We start from the raw sequence: 20,216 nt of genomic DNA on the forward strand, positions 1-20,216 counted from the left end.
ACTGCAATCAGGAGGTTTCATGTCCGACGTCACGTTCAAGGGCAGCCCGATCACCGTGGGCGGCACCTTCCCGCAGCCGGGTTCCACGGCGCCCGACTTCCGCCTGGTGGGCGGTGACCTCGGCGAGGTCTCACTCGCCGACTACGGCACCGCCACCAAGGTGCTCAACATCTTCCCCAGCGTCGACACGGGTGTCTGCGCCGCGTCGGTCCGCCGGTTCAACGAGGTGGCCGCAGACCACCCCGACGCCGTGGTGCTGTGCATCTCGGCCGACCTGCCGTTCGCGCAGAAGCGGTTCTGCGGCGCCGAGGGGCTCGACAGCGTCGTCACGCTCTCGATGATGCGGGGGCGCGAGTTCCTCACCGACTACGGCGTGGCGCAGGAGTCGGGGCCGCTGGCCGGGCTCGCCGCCCGCGCGGTCGTGGTGCTCGACGGCGACAACAAGGTGGTCTACTCCGAGCTGGTGCCGGAGATCACCCAGGAGCCCGACTACGATGGCGCGCTGGCCGCGCTCAAGTAGGCGGCCGAAGTCCGGTGGTGTGGGCCGGGATCCGTCGTGGACCCCGGCCTCCGGCGCTCGGGCGTCAGGGCTTCCTGCCCACCCCGCACAGGGCGAGCGACGACTCGGGGGAGTCGGCGAAGTCGATCGTGTCGGCCGGAGCGGGCCGCCACTGCGGCAGCCACACCAGGCCCGGCTCGACCAGCTCCCACCCCTCGAACATGGCCGCGACGCGCTCGCGGTCACGCGGGCTCAGCGGGGAGGTCGTGCGCTGGTAGACCTCGACTCCCTTCCTGACGGCGGCGGCGCGGGCGTCGCTGGCCGCGTGGGAGATGACCAGATGGCTGCCGGGGGCCACCGCCTCGCGGAGCGTCGCGAGGATCCGGCCGGGGTCGTCGGCGTCACTGACGAAGTGCATGACCGCGAGGAGCAGGATGGCGACGGGCCTGCCGAAGTCGATGGTGCGCAGCACTTCGGGACTGCGCAGGATCTCACCGGGTTTGCACACGTCGCCGTAGACCACGGCGGTGCCCTCACCGGCCAGCATCGCCCTGCCGTGCACCAGGACGACGGGATCGCGGTCGACGTAGACCACTCGCGCCCCGGGCGCGACCTCGCGGGCCATCTCGTGCACGCTGCGCCGGGTGGGCAGGCCGGTGCCGAGGTCGAGAAACTGCGTCACGCCCGCCGCGGCCAGCTCGTGAACGGCGCGTTCCAGGAAGGCCCGGTTGGCCCGCGCGGCCGCGCGGACCTCGGGCGCCACCCGGAGGATCTGCTCGGCCGCCTCGCGGTCGGCGGGGAAGTGGTCCTTGCCCCCGAGGAAGTAGTCGTAGAGCCGGGCGACGTTGGGTGTGCTTGGATCGAAGCCCAGCGGTTCGCGCTCCACCCCGCGGTCCCCCGATCAGAAGTCAACGATCTTTATCTGGGAGTCTACAGATTCGTCACGCCACCTGTGGAGATGCCGGCGCACACTGGAATCGTTCCGCTCATGTCGCCGATGACGGCCCGGCCGGCGGTGCTGCCGTGAAGGACGACACCGGAGTCGCGGTGCGCGTGCCCGCGAGGGTGCGCCGGATCGTGTCGCTGGTGCCCTCGCTGACCGAATCGGTGGCGGCGACGGCGCCGGACACACTCGTGGGCGCCACCGACTGGTGCACCCACCCGGCGGACCTCGACGTCACCCGGGTGAGGGGCACCAAGAACCCCGACCTGGAGACGATCGGGCGGCTGCGCCCCGACGTGGTGCTCGCCAACGCCGAGGAGAACCGCGAGCCCGACGTCTCGGCGCTCCGCCGGGCCGGGCTGGCCGTCTGGGTGACCCGGATCGAGACACTGGACGAGGCGTTCACCTCGCTCGACCGGATGTTCCGGCACGCCTGCCGCACCGGCCGTCCCGGCTGGCTCGACCTGGCGGAGGAGGTCTGGCGCGAGCCGGCGCCGGGGCCGCGGCGCACGGCGGTCATCCCGATCTGGCGGCGGCCCTGGATGGTGGTGGGACGCGACACGTTCACCGGTGACGTGCTGAGGCGGCTCGGCGTGGACAACCTCTACGCGGACCATCCGGAGCGCTATCCCAAGGTGCCGCTGCCCGAGCTGGTCGAGCGGGCTCCCGACCTGGTGGTCCTGCCGGACGAGCCGTACGCCTTCGCCGCCGACGACGGGCCCGAGGCGTTTCCCGGACTCGGCTGCGTCCTGGTCAGCGGGCGCGACCTGACATGGTACGGGCCGTCGCTCGTCGCCGCCCGCGATCGGCTGGAGGCCCGCCTCGCCCCCGGCCGCCCGGCCTAACCGGCAGCGCCGGCCTTCGGCCGGCCCCGGGGCGGAGCGGACTCGGCGGCGGCCAGGGCGGCGTCGACGGTGGCCGGGCTGAGCACGTGCTCCATGACGATCACCGCGGTCCCCACGATCCCCGCGCGCTCGCCCAGAGAGCTCGTCGCGATCTCCAGATTGCGGGTCGTGTACGGCAGGCTGCGGCGGTAGACGCTCTCCCGGATGCCCGTCAGGTAGTGCTCGCCGGTCTCGGCCATGTCCCCGGCGAGCACCAGGACACCGGGGTTCAGCAGGCTTACCGCGGTGGCCAGCACGATGCCCAGCGTGCGGCCCGCCTCCTGGGTGCGGGCGATGGCCGTGGGGTCGCCGGCCTGGACGAGGCGCACCGCGTCGCGGCTGGTCTCCCGGCCCAGGTCGGCGGCGACCGCGTGGCCGCTGGCCAGGGAGGCGACGCAGCCGCGGGAGCCGCAGGTGCAGACGCGGTCGTCGGTCTCGCGCAGCCGGACGTGCCCGATGTTGCCGGCGGCGCCCTCCGCGCCCCGGTAGATCTCGCCGTTGAGGATGACCCCCGTGCCGATGCCCGTGGACACCTTGACCAGCACCAGCGCCCGGGTCTCGCGCCAGGACGACCACCACTCGCCGAGCGCCATCGCGTTGGCGTCGTTCTCCACCAGGATCGGCACGTCGAAGTCGGAGCGCAGGGTCTCGCGGATCGGGTGGTCGTCCCAGCCGGGCATCAGGAACGACCTGATCACCCTGCCCGAGGTGTGGTCGACCGAGCCGGGCAGGTCGATGCCGATGCCGCACACCCGGTCGTGGGGGTGGCCGGTGCGGTCGAGCAGGCGCTGGAAGGACTGGCGCACCCAGGACAGGACCGCCTCGGGGCCGCGGTCGATGCGCATCTCGGTGTGCTCCTCGGCCAGCGGCCGGGCGGCGAGGTCGGTCAGCGCGACGTGGGCGTGGCCGGCGCCCAGGTCGGCCACCAGCACCAGGCGGCTGGTGGCGTCGATGTCGAGCACCGAGGGCGGCCGTCCGCCCCCGGAGCTCGCCACGCCCGACTCGTGGATGTATCCGGCCTCGATCAGCCGGTCGACCCGGTCGGTGATCGTCGATCGGGACAGGCCGGTGAACTCGATGAGTGCCTTGCGGGTGTGGCAGGCGCCGTCGCGGATCAGCTGGAGGATCTGCCCTGCCGTCAGCATGTCTATCCCTTCTCAGCTCCAGCGGTGAGGCCCTCCGTCAGCAGGCGTTCGCCGGCGAAGAACACGATCACGATCGGCAGTGTCAGAACCACCGATCCTGCCATGAGAACAGTGGTCGGGATCTCGATACTGCCTGCCAGCTGGGACAGTCCCAGCGAGACCGTCCAGCTGTCCCGCCTCTCGACGAGGAACAGCAGGGCGAACAGGAACTCGTTCCAGGCGATCATGAACGCGTACAGGCCCGTGGCCATGAGCGCGGGTTTGGACAGCGGCAGCACGACCCGCCAGATGGTCGACAGGCGCGTGCAGCCGTCGATCGCGGCCGCCTCTTCCACGCTCTGCGGCACGGTCTCGAAGTAGTTGCGGAGCATGTATACCGTGACGGGCACGGTCTGTGCGATATAAACCAGGATCAATCCCACCAGAGAGCCGCGCAGCCCCAGCATCGTGAAGAGCACGAACAGCGGGATGGCCAGCACGATCGCCGGAAACAGGTAGACGGCCAGGAACAGGAAGTGCACCTGCCGCCGCCCGAAGAACCGCAGCCTGGCCACCGCGTACGCCCCGGGGATGGAGATCAGCAGCGTGAACGCCACGGTCGAGACCGCGACGATCGCGCTGTTGCGCATGAAGACCAGGAAGCCCTGCTGACCGAGCACGTTCGCGTACGTGTCCAGGGTGAGAGAGCCCGGCCACAGCGACCCGGGATCGAGGATCAGCTCCTGGATGTCGCGGACCGACAGCATCACCATGTAGAGGAACGGGAACGCGGTGATCGCGAAGAGGAACGCGATCACCAGCGGCCTCAGCCCGCGCAGCAGCGCCCGCTCCACCCTGTCCCGGCTGACGCCCCTGCCGCTAGTCACGCCCGCCTCCCGCGAAGAACCTGAGATAGACGATCAGGAAGCCCACCAGCACGATCGCGAGCACGATGGCCTGCGCGGCCGAGGCTCCGATGTCGTCGCGCGCGGTGAGGAAGTTGTAGACGCGCACGCTGATCACCTCGGTGCCCGCCCCGCCGCCGGTCAGCAGGTAGACGTCGTCGAACTTGGTGAACGTGAAGACGAACCTGAGCACCGACAGCAGCGCGATGATCCGCCACAGCTGAGGCATGATCACGTATCTGAACCGCTGGGTCGGCGTCGCCCCGTCCACCACCGCGGCCTCGTCCAACTCGGCGGGCAGCGCCTGCAACCGGGCCAGGATGAACAGGAAGGCGAACGGGAAGTAACGCCACGCCTCGAACGCGATCACGGTGAGCAGCGCCACCGGCACCTCGATGCCGAGCAACGTCCCCTTGGCCTGGCTGAGGAACGCGATCGGCTGGCTCAGCCAGGTGTTCACGATGCCGTACTGGGGGTTCAGCATCGTCTCCCACAGGAACGCCACTGCCACCACCGGCGCCACGTACGGGATCAGGATCGAGGCCCTGACCAGGGTCCGGCCCCTGAACCTGTCACGCAGCGCCAGCGCGGTCACCAGCCCGATCACGATCGACAGCGCCGTGCCCGCCACCGTGTAGACGAGGGTGTTGACCAGGGCCGACCAGAACCCCGGCTCGGACATCACGTACGAGAAGTTCTCCAGCGTGTAGTGCCCGAAGACGCCCACCTGGCGGATGTTGATCAGCCGCGCGTCCTGGAAGGCCAGCATGATCGCCCAGGTCAGCGGCAGCACCACCACGACCAGCGTGATGATCAGCGTCGGCGAGATCAGCGCCAGCCCGGCCCGCCCCTCCTGTTCGCGGAGCGTCCGCCCTCGGGGGACCGGCGCTCCGGTGCGGCGGCGGGCGTCGACGCCCGCCGTCACTGCCGGATCCCGCGCTTGATGGTCTCCACGTCCGTCTTGGCCTGTGCGGCCGCCGCCTGCGGGGTGAGGGAGCCCTCCACGACCGCGCTCAGCGCCTTGGGCACCGGCAGCTCGCCCATCGTGGCGCCCACCAGCTTGCCCTGCCCCTGCGGGATGCCCCAGCGGGCGAACGTGTCGGGGCTGGTGCGCAGCACGTCGAGGACGCCGGCCGGGTAGACGTCGGCCAGCGGCTTCTTGGTGTCGACGCCCGCCGGCAGCTCGTTCCACTTGGTCTCGAAGCCCTTGCGCGTCGGGAACTTGCCCTCGGGGGCCATCCCGATCCACCGCTCGTAGCCCTCGTTCATCGCGTACGCGATGAACTCGGCGGCCGGGTCCTTGGCCGCGTCGCGGGTCACGGCCCAGGAGACGATCTCGCCGTACTGGGCGGGGGCGCTCCCGTCGGGGCCCTTCAGCGCGGTGACGACGCCGGTGTTCTCGGCCAGCCACCGCGGGTCCGCGCGGCACTGCGGGCAGTTGGGCGTCGCGTCCTTTCGCAGCCCCGCCAGCTCGTCCAGGATGAACGACGACCAGATGGTCATCGCGGCCTTGCCGGAGAAGTAGGTCGCGCGGGTGGAGTCGACGTCCTGCTTGCCCTTGACCGAGTAGTCCTTCGCCAGCTTCGAGTAGAACTCGAACGCCTTCACGCACTGTGGCGAGTCGATGGCGACATTTCCGGAATTGTCGACGAGCTGGCAGCCGTTCGCCAGCGCCACGTGCTCGAAGCTCTGCGCGGTGAACGAGTCCTTGGGCGCGATGGCCAGCGTGATGCCCGCGACCCCGCCCGTGTTGAGCCTGCTCGCCGCCGCCTCCAGCGCCTCGTAGGTGTCCGGCGGCCGGAGCCCCGCCTTCTCGAACAGGTCCTTGCGGTAGAGCACCAGCTGGGCCCACCCATCACTCGGCACGGCCAGCAGCTTTCCGCCGGAGGTGTCGAGGTCGAGGGCCCGCTGGGAGAACGAACTCCTGCCGAGCCGGTCGACGATCTGGCCGGGCGTCTCGGTGTCGAGCAGGTCGTTGGCCTCCAGCTCCCGGACGGCCGCCAGCGGCAGCGCCCCGATCACGTCGGGGAGGTCGCCGGCCGCCGCGGCGGCGGTGAGAACCTGACTGAACTGGTCTTCGGCCACCCCGGTCAGGGTGACCTTGATCCCGGTCTTCCGGGTGAAATCAGCGGCGATCTGCTTCTGGACGTCCATCCGGTCCGGGAGGTTCTCCTCGGTCCAGACGGTGATCTCGTTGGCGTTCGTCTCGCTGTCGTCGCCGCAGGCGGCCAGCGTGGCCGTTGCCAGGAGGGCGGCGGAGAGGACGGCGGTTACCCGGTGCGGCATTGCACGCTCCTCTGAACGGGGATATGCCGCCCTTTACCCCGGTACAAGATGACGCAACGTGCGATACGCGATACTGAGCCCGGTCTGTACCCGCTCCGTGCTCCCGCTCCACACCGGATCTTCGTGCTCCACTGACACGACTCCGTCATAACCGCCGTCGCGCAATGCGCCGATCACCTGCGGCCAGTCGATCTGGCCCAGCCCCGGCACCCGGAAGCGGTACCAGCCCTTCTCGCCGCTGATCGGCCCGTAGAAGCCGAAGTGGTTGATCTTTCCGGGCAAGATCTCCGTGTCTTTCGCCTGAACGTGCAAAATTTCGGATATGTACGGAATTACGGCGGAAACCGGATCAATCCCCAGGGCGACGAGATGCGAGGGGTCGTAGTTGAGCTTGAGCCCGAGGGTGAACATCCACTCCCACAGCTCGGGGGAGTAGGCCAGGTTGCCCGGATAGCCGTCGGGGTGCCAGCTCTTCATCGGGCAGTTCTCGATGACGATCTCGACCCCGTGGTCCTCGGCGTACGCGACCAAGGGCTTGAACACGCCGGCGGCGCGCTCCAGGTTGTCGCGCACGGGCAGCCCGGGGTCGCGCCCGACGAAGGTGCCGACGGTCGGGCAGCCGAGCGCCGCCGCGGCGTCGACGCACCGCCGCAGGTGCGCGTTCACCTGATCCCCTTGGTGAGGGTGCAGATTGTTCTCGTAGTAGGCGATCGAGGAAAGGGTGAGTCCGGTCTCTGCGAAGATTCTCCTGACGCGATCACATTCGGCTGCGTCGAAACGATCTACTCTGATGTGATTTCGGGCGTCGGGTGAGGGCCAGCCGGCCACCTCGAGCGCTTCGAAGCCCTGGTCCGCGGCCCATCGCGCGATTTCGGAAAGGTCGTTTTCGGGAAGACAGGCGGTCAAGAACCCCAATTGCATCGGTTACCTCCGGCGGAAGTCGTAGACTTAAGAGTGTTCTTGGCGCAACTATAGTTTGCAAACAAGCAATAGATCTTTGTCTTTTACATGATCGCTAAGCATAAGTGTGGGCAATGCACGTCATCAGCTTCGAAGAGCCAGGCCGTGTCCGCGTCGGCCTGGAGTCCCCTGCCGAGCTCCAGCCGGGTTGCGTACGGGTCCGTACGATCTACTCGGGAGTGTCCGCGGGCACCGAGCTCACCGCCTATCGCGGAACCAACCCCTACCTGGGCCGTAAGTGGGACACAGAGCGGCGGCTGTTCGTCGACGGGCAGACTCATGCCTACCCACTGACCGGCTGGGGCTACCAGGAGGTCGGCGAGGTCGTCGAGGCGGCGCCCGACGTCGCCGGGCCGCCCGTCGGCAGCCTCGTCTGGGGCATCTGGGGTCACCGCGACGAGGCCGTGGTCCCGGCCGAGCGGCTGGAGGGCCACCTGCTGCCGCCCGGCGCCGACCCGCTGATCGGGGTCTTCGCCCGTGTCGGCGCCATCGCGCTCAACGCCGTGCACGCCGCGGACCTGCACCTCGGTGACCAGGTCGCGGTCTTCGGACAGGGCGTCATCGGCCTGCTGGCCACCCGCATGGCGGTGCTCAGCGGCGCGCGGGTCGTCGCCGCCGACGCCATCCCGGCCAGGCTGGAACTGGCCAGGCAGTACGGCGCCGCCGAGACGTTCGACGTCGGCTCGGGCTCGGTGGCCGAGTTCGTCCGCAAGCGGATCGAGGGCGCCGACACCGTCATCGAGCTGAGCGGCAGCCACCAGGGCCTGCACGAGGCGATCAGGACCGTGCGCAGAGGCGGCCGGGTGGTCGCCGCCGGCTTCTACCAGGGCGACGGGGTCGGGCTCCGCCTGGGCGAGGAGTTCCACCACAACCAGGTGCAGCTCGTCTCCTCCCAGATCGGCGGCGTCGCCTCCTGGCTGGCGCACCGCTGGGACGTCGAACGCCTGCAGCGCACCTTCATGGAGCTCGTGCACCGGGGCGAGATCGAGGTCCTCGACCTGGTCAGCCACGTCGTCCCCGCCGAGCGGGCCGCCGAGGCCTTCGACCTGATCGACCGGCACCCGTCAGAGGTGCTCCAGCTCGTCTTCCGATTCGAGGAGCAACAGTGAAGCTCGCCGCCCAGGAACAACTCCTTCCCGGCCGGACGCTCCAGGAGAAGTTCGCGTTCGCCGTCGAGGCCGGCTTCGACGCCATCGAGCTGCGCGGGAAGGGCGACTTCCACTTCGCCGGCCGCCTGACCGAGCTCAAGCGGGCGCGGGCCGACGGCGTCGTCATGCCGACCGTGTGCGTCGACATGCCGCACTTCATCGGCGACTTCGACGCCGCCAAACGCACCGACGCCATCCAGCAGCTCAGATCGCAGCTCACGGTCATCGCGGAGCTCGGCGGCATCGGCGTGATGACCCCCGCCTCGTGGGGTCAGTTCTCGCGCAGGCTGCCGCCGTTCGAGCCGCCCCGCAGCCCCGAGCAGGACCGCGAGGTGCTGACCGAGGCGCTGGGCGTCCTCGGTGAGCACGCCCAGCGCAACGGCGTGCTGATCATGCTGGAGCCGCTCAACCGGTACGAGAACCACATGGTCAACACGCTCGCCGACGCCGTCTCCTACTGCGCCATGGACTCGATCCGGGTCGTCGGCGACACCTACCACATGAACATCGAGGAGGACGATCCCTGCCGCTCGCTGCTGGACGCCGCCCCCTACCTCGCGCACATGCAGATCAGCGAGTCCAACCGCAACCAGCCGGGCACCGGCCACCTCGACTGGGGCGCCCAGCTGGCCGCTCTCGACGCCGCCGGCTACGACGGCTACCTGGCGCTCGAATGCCGCCTGCGCGGTGAGCCCGAGGCCGCCCTGCCCGAGACGGCATCCTTCATCAGGAAATTCCTATGATCCTTCGCGATGCCGTGCGCATCCTGGTCGGCAACTGGGACGGCAGCTACACGGTGCCCTCACGCCGGCTCTACCCCCACCAGTGGAGCTGGGACTCCGCCTTCGTCTCCATCGGCAACGCCCGCTGGGCCCCGCGCCGGGCCCGGTCGGAGCTGCTGACCCTGTTCGGGGCCCAGTGGCGTGACGGCAGGGTGCCGCACATCGTGTTCAACCCCAAGGTGCCGCTGGGCGCGTACTTTCCCGGCCCCGAGTTCTGGGACGTGCGGGCGCCCTCCGGCTCGGCGACCTCCGGCATCGTGCAGCCGCCGGTGCACGCGCTGGCCGCCTGGCGGGTGCACCAGGCCGAGCCCGACCCGGCGTTCCTGCGCAGGATCTACCCCAGGCTGGTGGCTCAGCAGGAGTTCCTGCGCACCGCCAGGCGCTCGGCCGACGGGTTGATCTCGATCGTGCACCCCTGGGAGTCGGGCATGGACAACAGCCCCGCCTGGGACGTGCCGCTCGCCGTCGTCGAGCCCGAGCCCTCCGGCGTCACGCGCAGGGACCTCAGCCACGTCAGCGCCGAGGAGCGCCCCACCGATCGCGACTACGCGCGCTACACCGCCCTCGCCCGCGCCTACCGCGACTCCGGCTACCGCCGTCCGGGCGCGTTCTGCGTCGAGGACCCCCTGTTCAACGCCGTGTACGGGGTGGCGGAGGCGTCCCTCGCCAAGATCGCGGAAGTGTGCGGCCAGGATCCGGAGCCGCACCGGCGCGAAGCCGCCGCGGTCACCGCGGCGATGGTCGAGCATCTCTACGACGACGGCCACTTCCACGCCCGCGACGTGCTCACCGGCTGCCCGATCCGCTCCAACAGCGCCGCCGGCCTGGTGCCGCTCATGCTGCCCGGCCTGCCACGGGAGATCGTCAACGGGCTGATCGGCACCGCGCTCGACCGCTTCGGGCTGAAGGACGGCGTGCTGCCCAGCTTCGCGCCGGCCGCGCCCGAGTTCGACACCGCGCGCTACTGGCGCGGCCCGAGCTGGATCAACCTCACCTGGCTGGTCTGGCAGGGGCTCCGGCGCCGCCGTCCCGACCTGGCCGGCCCGCTGGCCGACGGCATGATCAGGGCCGTCACCGAGTCGGGGTTCCGCGAGTACTTCGACCCGTTCAGCCTGCGCGGCCACGGCTGCCACGACTTCAGCTGGTCAGCCGCGCTTGTCCTCGACGTGGTCGCAGAGCACGGCCTGGACGGAGTGGCGCCTGCGGGCCGCCAGGTCGGCCAGCAGCTCGGGGGCCTCGGCGAAGCCGACGACATCGGTGACCACGTGCTCGCGTAGCAGCGGGCCGCGCAGCCTGAGCAGGGCGATCGTCTCGTGCGAGAGCCGCTCCCGGTCCCAGACGTGGGCCAGGCCGCGCGGCACCCTGCCGATCTGGGCGCAGCGCAACGTCAGCCCGTTGTGGTGGAACTCCTCGCCCAGCCGCACCTCGTCGGCGCCCCGCGTGTAGAAGGCCAGGTCGACGACCGTGCCCTGCGGCCTGAGCGCCTTGAGCGCCAGTGCCAGCGCCCGCGTCTGGCCCCGGCACTGGAACACCACGTCGGCCCCGCGGTCGTGCGGCCCGTGCCGCCAGCGCCGCTTCAGCTCGACCGCCGGATCGTCGTCGAACTCCAGCACGCCCGCGCCAAGGGACTCGGCGATGCGCAGCCTGGCCGGGGTCTCGTCCACGACCACCACCTCCGCGGCGCCGTGCGCGAGGGAGAACGAGGCCGTCAGCAGGCCGACGACGCCCGCGCCCACCACCACGACCCGCCTGCCTCGGACCCCGTCGCCCAGCTCGCGGACGGCCGGCCCGTGCAGGTCGGCGGCGGCGTGCAGCAGGCCGTTGGCGCAGATCGGCCCCATGTGGGCGACGTAGATGCCGAGCACGGGATCGAGGTCGCCGGGCAGCTCCACGAACCGGTCGGCCATCGGGTCGGCCACGTAGCCGGTGCGGTGCCCGTAGGCCATCGCGACCAGCGCGCCCTCGCGCACCGACCGGGTGCGGGTCTCGACGACCATGCCCACCTGCATGTAGCCGATGCCGCGCACCGGATAGGCCATCGACGGCGTGCCGGTCACGAACAGCCCGAGCGCCGGGTCCCACGAGGAGACCAGGTAGGGGTTGCTGCCCTTGACGTAGGTGAGCTCGGTGCCCGCCGAGATGCCGCTGTGCGTGGTGGCCACCCGGAACCCGCCCTCGGGTACGTCGGCCAGCATCTCCTCGACGAGCGCGATCTCACCGGGCGCCTCAATGCTCAGCACCTCACCCATCGAGCATCACCGGCCTCCGCTCCTTCGCCGACCGCGCCAGCGCGAGCGCCAGCCGGTGGGTCCGCAACGCCTCCCGGTACGGCACGCGCACGTCCGCCTCCCTACCCCGTACGGCGTCGACGAACGTGCGGTCCACCCGTACCTTGGCCTGGCCGTCCTCCTGGACGTGCGTCTCCCCGTCGACCGTCAGCCGGGTCTCGCTGAGGTCGAGCGCGATGCCCTCCGCGTGCACCTCCAGGCCGACCCGGTGTTTGTGCCGGAGCAGGCACGTGGTGGCCAGCATCCCGGTGGCCCCGCCGGCGAACCGCAGCACCGCGGCCGTGGCCCGGTCCACCTGGCCGGCCACCTCGTCCTCGGCCGGGACGGCGTGCACCATCGTCGCCTCGCCCACCAGCACCCGGGCCAGGTCGAGCACGTGGACCGCCTGTTCGACGACCTGGCCGCCGGACCTGCCGGGATCCAGCCACCAGCCGACCGGGGGCACCTTGTCGAGCCAGTGGCCGAGGGCGAGCCGTACCGGACGGCCGGCCAGCAGGTCCCGCGCGTGTTCGACGATGTCCAGGTAGCGCCAGTGATGCCCGACGGCGGACGGCAGTCCGCGCCGGTCGAGCTCGTCGGCGATGGCCTCGGCGGTCTCCAGGTCAAGCGAAAGGGGCTTTTCCACAAATATCGGAAGATCGCATGACAGAGCGTCTCGCTCCGGGTTACCGTGCGCGAAGGGAGGCACACAGACGTACACGGCGTCCAGGCCACCCGCGTCGAGCAGGCCGGCGTGGCCGCCGTAGGCCGGGCAGTGATGCCGCGAGGCCAGCGCCTCGGCCCTGTGGGGGTCCGTGTCGGCGATGCCGGCGATCGTCACATCGGCGAAGCCGGACAGGACCTCCGCATGACGAGCGGCGACATTTCCGGCACCGATGATGCCTATACGGGTGATTGGCGACACGTTCCGGCATATCCCACCTTTGCGGGGAATCAAACAACATGTTCGAACTCCCCATGGAAGGGCAGGTGTGGCCGACCGTGACCGCATGAGATCGGGGCTGAGTGCATGGAGAGAGACCTGCGGGCCTTGGCCAGGGTCCGGGAATGGTACGGACCCCACACGAGCACCGTGGCCGAATGGCCGGTCGACGCGCTCCTGCTGGCCAAGGGAAGGACCACCGTGAGCGTCGTGCTGCCCGCGCGCGACGAGGAGCGGACGGTCGGCGACATCGTCACGGTGATCCGCCGTGACCTCGTCGAGCGAACCCCCCTCGTCAACGAGATCGTCGTCGTCGACTCCAACTCCACCGACAGGACCGCGGCCAGAGCCGCCGCCGCCGGAGCCCGCGTGGTCGCGCAGGACGCCGTCCTCTCCCAGTTGCCCCCGCTCACCGGCAAGGGCGAGGCCCTGTGGAAGGGCCTGGCCGCCTCCAGCGGCGACATCGTCGTCTTCGTGGACGCCGACCTGCGCAACTTCGGCGCGCACTTCGTCACCGGGCTCCTCGGCCCGCTGCTCGTCGACACCGACATCAAGTTCGTCAAGGGCGCCTACGAACGCCCGTTCACCGGAGAGGACGGGGTGGCGCGCCGCGGCGGCGGCGGGCGGGTCACCGAACTGGTGGCCAGACCCCTCCTCAACATGTTCTGGCCCGAGCTGGCCGGGTTCGCGCAGCCGCTCGGCGGCGAGTACGCGGGCCGCAGGGAGATCCTGGAGCAGGTCCCCTTCGTCACCGAGTACGGCGTGGAGTTCGGGCTGCTGGTGGACCTGCTGGAGCTGGCAGGGCTGGACGCGATGGCCCAGGTCGACCTGGGCTCCCGCGCGCACGCCCATCAGTCGATGACCGCGCTCGGCCGGATGGCCGGGCAGATCCTGCTCACCGCCTGGTCGCGGCTGGAACGCCAGGGACGCGTGCTGGCCGCGGAGCCGCCCGCCCACACCCTGCTGCAGTTCGGGCTCGACGGGCAGGCCGACCTGGTGGACGTCGCCGTGGCCGAGCGGCCTCCGCTCGCCTCACTCGTCCACGAGGAGGACGTCGCTTGAGGAGGAACGAGATGAACGTGCTGGTGAACGTGGGGCCCTGGCTGGAGGTTCCGCCGCCCGGATACGGCGGGATCGAGAACGTGGTCGCCACGCTCGTGCCCCCGCTGCGCGAACGCGGGGTCAGGGTGATCCTGGCCTCCGTCGGGTCGAGCACCCTCGAGGTGGACGAGCTGATCAGCGTCTACGACGAGGGCCAGTTCTCCGAGCTGCAGAAGCCGTACAACCAGGTCATGGGGATCGCGCACGCGCACCAGGCGCTGGTGGCGCGGGAGCTGTGCCGCCGCGACGACGTGGACCTGGTGCACGACCACCTCGAGGTGGTCGGCCCGGCCGTGCTGTCCGCGCTGGACGGCCCGCCCGTCCTGCACACCCTGCACTGGGACCTGCGTAAACACGCGGCCTTCTACGCGGCGTTCCCCGCCTCGATCGCGGTCAACGGCGTCTCCGAGTCACAGCTGCGGCGCGCGCCCGACGCCCTGCGCGAGGCGTCTCTCGGCGCGATCCACCTGGCCACTCCCATGACCGGCCGCGAGCCGCGAGGGCCGCGCGGTGAGTGCTACGTGGTGATGGGCAGGGTCTGCGGGCTCAAGGGCCAGCACGTGGCGGCCCGGATCTGCCAGAAACTCGGCCTGCCGCTCGTCCTCGCCGGCCCGGTCAGCGGCCTCGGCACGCCGGCCGAGCTGGACGCCGTGGCCCAGGATCCCTGTCACCCGCTGCACGGCCACCCGGACGTGCGCTACCAGCTGGACGTGGTGTCCCCCTATCTCGACGGCGACCTGGTCCGGTGGGTCGGCGCGGTGGGCGGCACCGAGCGCGACGAGCTCTACGCCTCGGCGCGAGCCGCCCTGTTCCCCATCCAGTGGGACGAGCCCGGCGGCACCGCCGTCGTCGAGGCCCTGGCCCTCGGGGTGCCGCCGGTGGGGCTGCGCCGCGGCTGCCTCCCCGAGATCATCGACCACGGCCGCACCGGCTTCCTCGCCGACACCGAGGAGGAACTGGCCGAGTGGCTGCCGCGGGTGGACGAGATCGACCCCGAGGAGTGCCGCCGCGAGGCCGCCCGCCGCTTCTCTCCCTTCGTGATGGCCGAGCGCTACCTCGAGATGTACGAGACGGTCGCCGCCAGAGGCCGGGGCTAGACGAATAAGTCCTGCTAGCGGCATCGGGAGTTGGTCCGCAAGCTGATGAAGGCTGCTTATGACGGGCCGGGGTCCGGAAGCTGCGCTAGGTGTGGCGGCCCTGCCGTACCTATTCAGGATTTTCATCGTGCAGGGCACAGCCGTACACGATGACCTGAACCACGCTCTGGACGACGTCTCTGCTGACGCTCCCCGGCGGCGCGGTGACCAGGGTGAACAGCGCACCCCCGTAGAGCGCGATCAGCGCGGGGATCTTCTCGCGTGGGATGGCGAGGCCGAGTTTGTCGTGGTGCCCGGCGGTGATGTGCAACGACGTGTCCTGCAGGCCCGCGAGCGCCGAAGCGAGCAGCGGCCGGCGCACGGCCTCCAGCTGAAGTTCGAAGATCGCCATGTAGCGGTTGCGCAGTGTGGTCGCCGCTGTGACCTCCCAGACCGGCGTCGCCGCGTGGCTTCGCGACGCGTTGCTGCGCCCCATACCATCCCGGCTTGCCGCCCGGCAGCTTGCCGCCTTCTGGCACGCCTAGCCAGTGGTCGTAGGTGCTAGGCGTAGCCGCGCGGCAGCACCGTGACGGGCTGCGGTGAGGCCCGCAGCACCTTCATCGCCAGCTCTCCGAGAAACACCCGGTGCGGCTGCGCGTCCTCGCTCGCCGCGCACACCAGCAGCTCACCGGGCAGCCACTCCAACGTCTCCAGCGAGGCGGCCACGTCGTGCGCCTCGGAGACCTCCGCCTCCGCCTCGATGCCGGTGGTCTCCCATGCGAGCCGCACGGCCAGCGCCAGATCGTCGCGGAGCCGGTCGGGGTCGTCCGTGTGCAGGTCCAGTGTGATGAGCCGGAGCGGGACCCCGAGCCGCAGAGCCGCCTGGGCCACCCGTTCGACGGCCTCGTCGCACTGCGGCCGGTGCACGTAGGCGAGCGTGAGCCGCGAGGGCGCCCCGACCGGAGCGTAACCGGCGGGCGCCAGCATGACCGCCTCGGACGACAGGTGCAGCAGCCGGTCGGCGGTGGCTCCGAGCGCGATGCGCCGGTGCCGGCCGCCGCCCGCTGAGCCGACCACGATCAGGTCGGCCCTGATCCGGCTGGCCAGCACCGACAGTCCGCGCCCCGCGCCCCGGCTCTCGAAGGTGAGGAACTCGGCGGGCACGTCGCCCAGCTCGTCCGCCGCGTTCGCCATGTTGGCCTGCGCCTCGACCGCCTGCCCGGGGCTGCCCGGCGGGTAGATCGTCGCCACCGTGAGCTCCCCGCCGGTGACCCCGGCAATGGCGGCGCCGAGCGCCAGGGCGTCGCGGCCACCCGGGCCCACGGTATAGCCGACGATCACGTGCTCTCCGATCACGTCTGCCTCCCTACCCGATCCGAACTGGGAATACGCGACCTTCGTGGCGAGTTGTAAACATACGGAGGCGCTAGATTGTGAAGATCACTCTTGACACTCGATTCAATGGATCTCTGGGCCCGATCACCCTGCGCGAGGCCGTCGCGCAGCTCAAGGCACACGAACTCGCCTGTACCGTAGCCCCCGACCTCCTCGACGAGAAGGTCACCGTCTTCTCCACCTGCGTAGAGCGCGGCTTCACGCCGCTCCGCAGCGAGATCATGGCGGCTTACTACATGGCCGAGCTCGACGCGACGACCGAGGCCTTCAACCGCGGGCTGATCAGCGAGGGCGAGCTCACGCAGAAGCGGCTCGACCTGGCCCGGCAGGTTCTTCGCTGATCGGCCGAATGGCCGACGGCTTTCGGCCCTGAGATCGAGGCACGCCGTCCCCATCATCCGTAAGGTCGTATTCATTGACCGTTCACGGATGGGATACCTGTGTACCGCGACATCGCCGACTTCGCTCTCAGCACACCTGGGTGGTTGCACACGCTCGCCGAGGTGGGCACCGACGCCGGGCTGTTCGTCTTCGTGGCCCTGTTCGGGCTGTGCTGGTGGCGGGCGCGCCACGCGGACGCGCGTGACCTGGCGATCGCCATCGCCGGCCCCGCCGGTGTCGTGGGCGCGTACCTCGTCAGCGAGGTCCTCAAGATCTTCGTCAAGGAGGACCGGCCGTGCCGGGGCGGAGTCGCGACGATCGCGCCGTGCCCGCCCCCGACCGACTGGTCGTTTCCCAGCAACCACGCGGTGATCGCCGCCGGCGCGGCCGGCGCGCTCATCCTGGCCTGGCGCGCCCTGGCCTGGGTGGTGCTCCCGCTGGCGGCCCTCATGGCGTTCTCGCGGGTGTTCGTCGGGGTGCACTACCCGCACGACGTGGCCGCGGGCTTCCTGCTCGGCCTGGTGCTGGCGCCGCTCTTCGCGCGGTTGCTGGTCGGCGCGGTCACCCCGATGGTACGGCTCGCGCGAAACCGTCTGTCGCCCGGATGAGCCGGTCCACGATGCCGGGCTCGGTGGCGGCGTGCCCGGCGTCGTCCACGATCAGCAGCTCCGCCTCGGGCCAGGCCCTGTGCAGGTCCCAGGCCGTGGCCATCGGCGTGCACACGTCGTAGCGGCCCTGCACGATCACCGCCGGGATGTGCCGGATCCGGTCGACGCCGCGGATGAGCTGGCCGGGCTCGAGCCAGCCCTGGTGCCTGAAGTAGTGGCTCTCGATCCGGGCGAACGCGAGCGCCATCTTCTCCTCGCCGAACGTCTCGACCAGCTCGGGATCCGGCAGCAGCGTGACCGTGGCGCCCTCCCACCGCGACCACGCCCGGGCCGCGGCCAGCCGCGCGCCGGGATCCTCGCCCTCCAGCCGGGAGGCGAAGGCGGCGATGAGGTCGCCGCGCTCCCCGGCGGGGATGGGCGCGACGAACGACTCCCACAGGTCCGGAAACAGGTGGGAGGCCCCCTCCTGGTAGAACCACCGCAGCTCCTGCGGCCGCAGCGTGAAGACGCCGCGCAGCACCAGCTCCGTCGTCCTGCCGGGATGCGCCTGCGCGTAGGCGAGGGCCAGCGCGCTGCCCCACGACCCGCCGAACACCTGCCAGCTGCCGATCCCGAGATGCTCACGCAGGAGCTCCATGTCGGCGACCAGGTGCCAGGTGGTGTTGGCCGCCAGCGACGTGGCCGGGTCGCTGGCGTGGGGCAGGCTGCGCCCGCAGTTGCGCTGGTCGAACAGAACCACCTTGTACAGCTCAGGGTTCCACTGCCGGCGGTGCGTGGGGCTGCACCCGCCACCGGGCCCGCCGTGCAGCATGACGGCCGGTTTGCCGTCGGGGTTGCCGCACACCTCCCAGTGGATCCGGTTGCCGTCGCCCACGTCCAGCAGGCCGGAGTCGTAGGGCTCGATGGGCGGGTAGTGGGTTCTCATGCGCAGATCCTGCCACGGAGTGCCGCCCGCGCTGATCGGGAACATAGGGTGGGCGGCATGCGACTGGTGGAGATCGCCGACATCCGGGCCGCGGCCGAGCGGATCAGTCCCATCGCCGTCCACACCCCACTGGTGCCCATGGACGGGCTCTGGGTCAAGGCGGAGAGCCTGCAACGGGTCGGCTCGTTCAAGATCCGCGGCGCCTACAACGCCGTTGCCTCGCTGCGCCCCGACGGGGTCGTCACCCACTCCTCCGGCAACCACGGGCAGGCCCTCGCCTTCGCGGCCAGGGAGTTCGGGGTGCCGTGCGTGGTCGTGGTGCCCGAGGGCACGCCGCGGGTCAAGGCGTCGGCCATCGAGCGCCACGGCGCCGAGCTGATCGTCGTGCCGCCCGAGCAGCGGCTGACCGCCGCCGAGAAGCTGGTCGACGAGCGGGGGCTGACCATGATCCCGCCCTACGACCATCTAGCCGTCATCGCCGGGCAGGGCACGATCGGGCTGGAGATCGTGGCCGGCCTGCCCGAGGTCGAGCTGGTCCTGGTGCCGGTCAGCGGCGGCGGGCTGGCCTCCGGCATCGGCGCCGCGATCAAGGCGTCGCGGCCCGACGTCCGGGTGCTCGGCGTGGAGCCGGAGCTGGCCGCCGACGCCGCGGAGAGCCTGGCGGCCGGGCGGCCGATCCCCTGGGAGCCGGCCCGCACGTTCCGCACGATCGCCGACGGGCTGCGCGCCGACCTGTCGCCGCTGACCTTCGCCCACCTGCGCACGCACCTCGACGGCATCGTCACCGTCTCCGAGGACGAGATCCGGCGGGCGATGCGCCACCTCTTCGGCTCGGCCCGCCTCGTGGCCGAGCCCAGCGGCGCCGTGACGACCGCGGCCGCCCTGGCGGGCGGGTTCCCCGCCGGCCGCACCGTGGTCGTGCTGTCGGGCGGCAACGTCGATCCGGAGCTCTACCGCCAGGTGATCCAGGTCGCCGGGTGATTGGCCGGGTGATTAAAGGTCGCCGGGTGGTCTAGGTCCAGGTGTGGCGGTCGAGGAACGACCGGTCGCCGATGGCGTACTCGTGGAAGGCCCGCCGCACGTCGTCCAGCTCGCTGACCATGGTCCGCGCCAGGGTCCCCTCCTTGTACTCCAGCTCGTACCCGGGTGACACCTGCAGGAAGTGCCGCCCGAAGTTGACCAGGGCGACGAACGGATTCTGCGCCGACAGCGTGGCCAGCACGTCGTGCACCAGCCCCAGATCGGGATCGTGCACGATCATGCCGTCTCCGGTGTGCAGCTGCATGCCCTGGTACACGCCGAGCGGCGCCACGTTGTGCAGCAGATCGCGCTGAGGGTCGTAGCAGACGAGCCCGTGCGCCCGGGCCACCGCGAACACCTGGCCGGACATCTCGTCCATCGTGTCCAGGTCCATCGTCACCAGCAGGTGCCCCGGAAAGACGGTGACGACTCCCGGCAATTCCTTGGCCACCGCCGGCGCCTCACCCTCGGCCGGTTCGCTCTTCTTGACCGCCAGATAGGTGGCTCGCGCCTGGTCCCTGGAGATCGGGGTGGGTTCGTCCCAGACCATCAACTCAACGCTCACCCCGCCCATCTTGCCCAACCAACGGCACCCTTGAAGCCCAGAACCAGCCAAATCCCCCACCGCATTCGCCCTGGCCGGACGCGCGTCAGCGGGGCCTCTCGGAATCGGGCACCAGCTCGACGATGTTCCCGCGTAACAGAAATCCCTTGAATCCGCCCATGACGTCGGCACATAGCCGGGGCGAACATCTTGAAACCCGGAGCGGGTGTTCGCGCAGCACATGGACTCGTCAGGCGCGGGGCACGCAGCCGGGGCCGCGCGAGGCCCGCGCTGAACGTGAGCCGCCTTCGACCCCGCGCCGTCGGAGGCGGCTCGCCATGTGCCGAACCAGGGGGACATCAACCGGCGTGCGCCGGCCGCGGCTAAGGAGCGGGTCGCGGGGAAGGACCCTGAGCGGTCTGCTG

21 protein-coding genes are annotated in these 20,216 nt (G+C 70.7%); 9 read left to right on the top strand and 12 right to left on the bottom strand.

What is annotated here, in order from left to right; all coding sequences use genetic code 11:
- The first annotated feature begins 19 nt into the window (after positions 1 to 19).
- Entirely contained in the window at positions 20 to 520 is a 501-nt protein-coding gene (tpx, locus tag AB0C16_RS14600) for a thiol peroxidase (protein WP_357682636.1), read from the top strand.
- 64 nt (positions 521 to 584) lie between these two features.
- Here tpx and AB0C16_RS14605 read toward each other — a convergent pair whose 3' ends face one another.
- The gene (locus tag AB0C16_RS14605) at positions 585 to 1,385 is read right to left on the bottom strand and encodes an SAM-dependent methyltransferase (RefSeq protein WP_357682638.1); all 801 of its coding nucleotides are present in this window, start codon (positions 1,383 to 1,385) and stop codon (positions 585 to 587) included.
- 137 nt (positions 1,386 to 1,522) lie between these two features.
- Here AB0C16_RS14605 and AB0C16_RS14610 point away from each other — a divergent pair, with 137 nt between their 5' ends.
- Positions 1,523 to 2,287 (top strand): helical backbone metal receptor, encoded by a 765-nt coding sequence (locus AB0C16_RS14610; protein WP_357682640.1) that lies wholly within the window; start codon positions 1,523 to 1,525, stop codon positions 2,285 to 2,287.
- Here AB0C16_RS14610 and AB0C16_RS14615 read toward each other — a convergent pair.
- From AB0C16_RS14615 to AB0C16_RS14635, 5 genes are read right to left on the bottom strand one after another with little or no spacing between them, the layout of a single operon-like run.
- Positions 2,284 to 3,471, bottom strand: a complete 1,188-nt coding sequence (locus AB0C16_RS14615) for an ROK family transcriptional regulator (protein WP_357682642.1) — start codon at positions 3,469 to 3,471, stop codon at positions 2,284 to 2,286. The two genes, AB0C16_RS14610 and AB0C16_RS14615, sit on opposite strands and share 4 nt — an antisense overlap.
- A gap of 2 nt (positions 3,472 to 3,473) precedes the next feature.
- Entirely contained in the window at positions 3,474 to 4,337 is an 864-nt protein-coding gene (locus AB0C16_RS14620) for a carbohydrate ABC transporter permease (protein WP_357682643.1), read from the bottom strand.
- Entirely contained in the window at positions 4,330 to 5,280 is a 951-nt protein-coding gene (locus tag AB0C16_RS14625; RefSeq protein WP_357682645.1) for a sugar ABC transporter permease, read from the bottom strand. The genes AB0C16_RS14620 and AB0C16_RS14625 overlap by 8 nt, the downstream gene beginning before the upstream one ends.
- The gene (locus AB0C16_RS14630) at positions 5,277 to 6,641 is read right to left on the bottom strand and encodes an extracellular solute-binding protein (protein ID WP_357682647.1); all 1,365 of its coding nucleotides are present in this window, start codon (positions 6,639 to 6,641) and stop codon (positions 5,277 to 5,279) included. The genes AB0C16_RS14625 and AB0C16_RS14630 overlap by 4 nt, the downstream gene beginning before the upstream one ends.
- 33 nt (positions 6,642 to 6,674) lie before the next feature.
- Entirely contained in the window at positions 6,675 to 7,562 is an 888-nt protein-coding gene (locus AB0C16_RS14635) for a sugar phosphate isomerase/epimerase (protein ID WP_357682649.1), read from the bottom strand.
- Between the two features lie 113 nt (positions 7,563 to 7,675).
- Here AB0C16_RS14635 and AB0C16_RS14640 point away from each other — a divergent pair, with 113 nt between their 5' ends.
- Together AB0C16_RS14640 and AB0C16_RS14645 are read left to right on the top strand one after the other, a co-directional pair.
- Entirely contained in the window at positions 7,676 to 8,710 is a 1,035-nt protein-coding gene (locus tag AB0C16_RS14640) for a zinc-binding dehydrogenase (RefSeq protein ID WP_357682651.1), read from the top strand.
- Positions 8,707 to 9,492, top strand: a complete 786-nt coding sequence (locus AB0C16_RS14645; RefSeq protein WP_357682653.1) for a sugar phosphate isomerase/epimerase family protein — start codon at positions 8,707 to 8,709, stop codon at positions 9,490 to 9,492. Before AB0C16_RS14640 ends, AB0C16_RS14645 begins: the two co-directional genes overlap by 4 nt.
- Before the next feature lie 1,184 nt (positions 9,493 to 10,676).
- Here AB0C16_RS14645 and AB0C16_RS14650 read toward each other — a convergent pair.
- Positions 10,677 to 11,780, bottom strand: coding sequence for a zinc-binding alcohol dehydrogenase (locus AB0C16_RS14650; protein WP_357682655.1), 1,104 nt, complete (start codon positions 11,778 to 11,780; stop codon positions 10,677 to 10,679).
- A complete protein-coding gene (locus tag AB0C16_RS14655) occupies positions 11,773 to 12,723 on the bottom strand; it encodes a Gfo/Idh/MocA family oxidoreductase (RefSeq protein ID WP_357682657.1) in 951 nt (316 codons plus the stop codon). The genes AB0C16_RS14650 and AB0C16_RS14655 overlap by 8 nt, the downstream gene beginning before the upstream one ends.
- A 105-nt stretch (positions 12,724 to 12,828) precedes the next feature.
- Between AB0C16_RS14655 and AB0C16_RS14660 the strand changes: the two genes are divergently transcribed.
- Positions 12,829 to 13,803 carry a glucosyl-3-phosphoglycerate synthase gene (locus tag AB0C16_RS14660; protein WP_357682659.1) on the top strand — a complete coding sequence of 325 codons (975 nt, stop codon included), beginning with the start codon at positions 12,829 to 12,831 and terminating at the stop codon, positions 13,801 to 13,803.
- Between the two features lie 11 nt (positions 13,804 to 13,814).
- The gene (locus tag AB0C16_RS14665) at positions 13,815 to 14,939 is read left to right on the top strand and encodes a glycosyltransferase (protein ID WP_357682661.1); all 1,125 of its coding nucleotides are present in this window, start codon (positions 13,815 to 13,817) and stop codon (positions 14,937 to 14,939) included.
- 109 nt (positions 14,940 to 15,048) lie between these two features.
- Here the strand turns inward: AB0C16_RS14665 and AB0C16_RS14670 are convergent, their stop codons facing one another.
- Positions 15,049 to 15,414, bottom strand: a complete 366-nt coding sequence (locus tag AB0C16_RS14670) for a hypothetical protein (RefSeq protein WP_357682663.1) — start codon at positions 15,412 to 15,414, stop codon at positions 15,049 to 15,051.
- 65 nt (positions 15,415 to 15,479) lie between these two features.
- Complete coding sequence (locus AB0C16_RS14675) at positions 15,480 to 16,274, bottom strand: universal stress protein (RefSeq protein ID WP_357682665.1); 795 nt, start codon at positions 16,272 to 16,274, stop codon at positions 15,480 to 15,482.
- A gap of 77 nt (positions 16,275 to 16,351) precedes the next feature.
- On the opposite strand from AB0C16_RS14675, the gene AB0C16_RS14680 reads away from it, so the two are divergent.
- Positions 16,352 to 16,654 (top strand): hypothetical protein, encoded by a 303-nt coding sequence (locus AB0C16_RS14680; protein ID WP_357682667.1) that lies wholly within the window; start codon positions 16,352 to 16,354, stop codon positions 16,652 to 16,654.
- A 99-nt stretch (positions 16,655 to 16,753) separates the two neighbouring features.
- A complete protein-coding gene (locus AB0C16_RS14685) occupies positions 16,754 to 17,302 on the top strand; it encodes a phosphatase PAP2 family protein (protein ID WP_357682669.1) in 549 nt (182 codons plus the stop codon).
- Here AB0C16_RS14685 and pip read toward each other — a convergent pair.
- The gene (gene pip / locus AB0C16_RS14690) at positions 17,256 to 18,227 is read right to left on the bottom strand and encodes a prolyl aminopeptidase (protein WP_357682671.1); all 972 of its coding nucleotides are present in this window, start codon (positions 18,225 to 18,227) and stop codon (positions 17,256 to 17,258) included. The two genes, AB0C16_RS14685 and pip, sit on opposite strands and share 47 nt — an antisense overlap.
- A 57-nt stretch (positions 18,228 to 18,284) precedes the next feature.
- On the opposite strand from pip, the gene AB0C16_RS14695 reads away from it, so the two are divergent.
- Positions 18,285 to 19,208, top strand: a complete 924-nt coding sequence (locus AB0C16_RS14695; RefSeq protein WP_357682673.1) for a threonine/serine dehydratase — start codon at positions 18,285 to 18,287, stop codon at positions 19,206 to 19,208.
- A 31-nt stretch (positions 19,209 to 19,239) separates the two neighbouring features.
- Here AB0C16_RS14695 and AB0C16_RS14700 read toward each other — a convergent pair whose 3' ends face one another.
- The gene (locus AB0C16_RS14700) at positions 19,240 to 19,812 is read right to left on the bottom strand and encodes a hypothetical protein (RefSeq protein ID WP_357682675.1); all 573 of its coding nucleotides are present in this window, start codon (positions 19,810 to 19,812) and stop codon (positions 19,240 to 19,242) included.
- Positions 19,813 to 20,216 lie beyond the last annotated feature (404 nt).

The sequence above is a fragment of the Nonomuraea sp. NPDC048916 genome (assembly GCF_040649575.1).
Lineage (GTDB): Bacteria > Actinomycetota > Actinomycetes > Streptosporangiales > Streptosporangiaceae > Nonomuraea.

Excerpts from the sequence above, each read along its gene's own strand:
- tpx (WP_357682636.1), top strand. The coding sequence starts at position 20 with ATGTCCGACGTCACGTTCAAGGGCAGCCCGATCACCGTGGGCGGCACC.
- AB0C16_RS14615 (WP_357682642.1), bottom strand. The coding sequence starts at position 3,471 with ATGCTGACGGCAGGGCAGATCCTCCAGCTGATCCGCGACGGCGCCTGC.
- AB0C16_RS14630 (WP_357682647.1), bottom strand. The coding sequence starts at position 6,641 with ATGCCGCACCGGGTAACCGCCGTCCTCTCCGCCGCCCTCCTGGCAACG.
- AB0C16_RS14635 (WP_357682649.1), bottom strand. The coding sequence starts at position 7,562 with ATGCAATTGGGGTTCTTGACCGCCTGTCTTCCCGAAAACGACCTTTCC.
- AB0C16_RS14640 (WP_357682651.1), top strand. The coding sequence starts at position 7,676 with ATGCACGTCATCAGCTTCGAAGAGCCAGGCCGTGTCCGCGTCGGCCTG.
- AB0C16_RS14650 (WP_357682655.1), bottom strand. The coding sequence starts at position 11,780 with ATGGGTGAGGTGCTGAGCATTGAGGCGCCCGGTGAGATCGCGCTCGTC.
- AB0C16_RS14660 (WP_357682659.1), top strand. The coding sequence starts at position 12,829 with ATGGAGAGAGACCTGCGGGCCTTGGCCAGGGTCCGGGAATGGTACGGA.
- AB0C16_RS14665 (WP_357682661.1), top strand. The coding sequence starts at position 13,815 with ATGAACGTGCTGGTGAACGTGGGGCCCTGGCTGGAGGTTCCGCCGCCC.
- AB0C16_RS14670 (WP_357682663.1), bottom strand. The coding sequence starts at position 15,414 with ATGGGGCGCAGCAACGCGTCGCGAAGCCACGCGGCGACGCCGGTCTGG.
- pip (WP_357682671.1), bottom strand. The coding sequence starts at position 18,227 with ATGAGAACCCACTACCCGCCCATCGAGCCCTACGACTCCGGCCTGCTG.
- AB0C16_RS14695 (WP_357682673.1), top strand. The coding sequence starts at position 18,285 with ATGCGACTGGTGGAGATCGCCGACATCCGGGCCGCGGCCGAGCGGATC.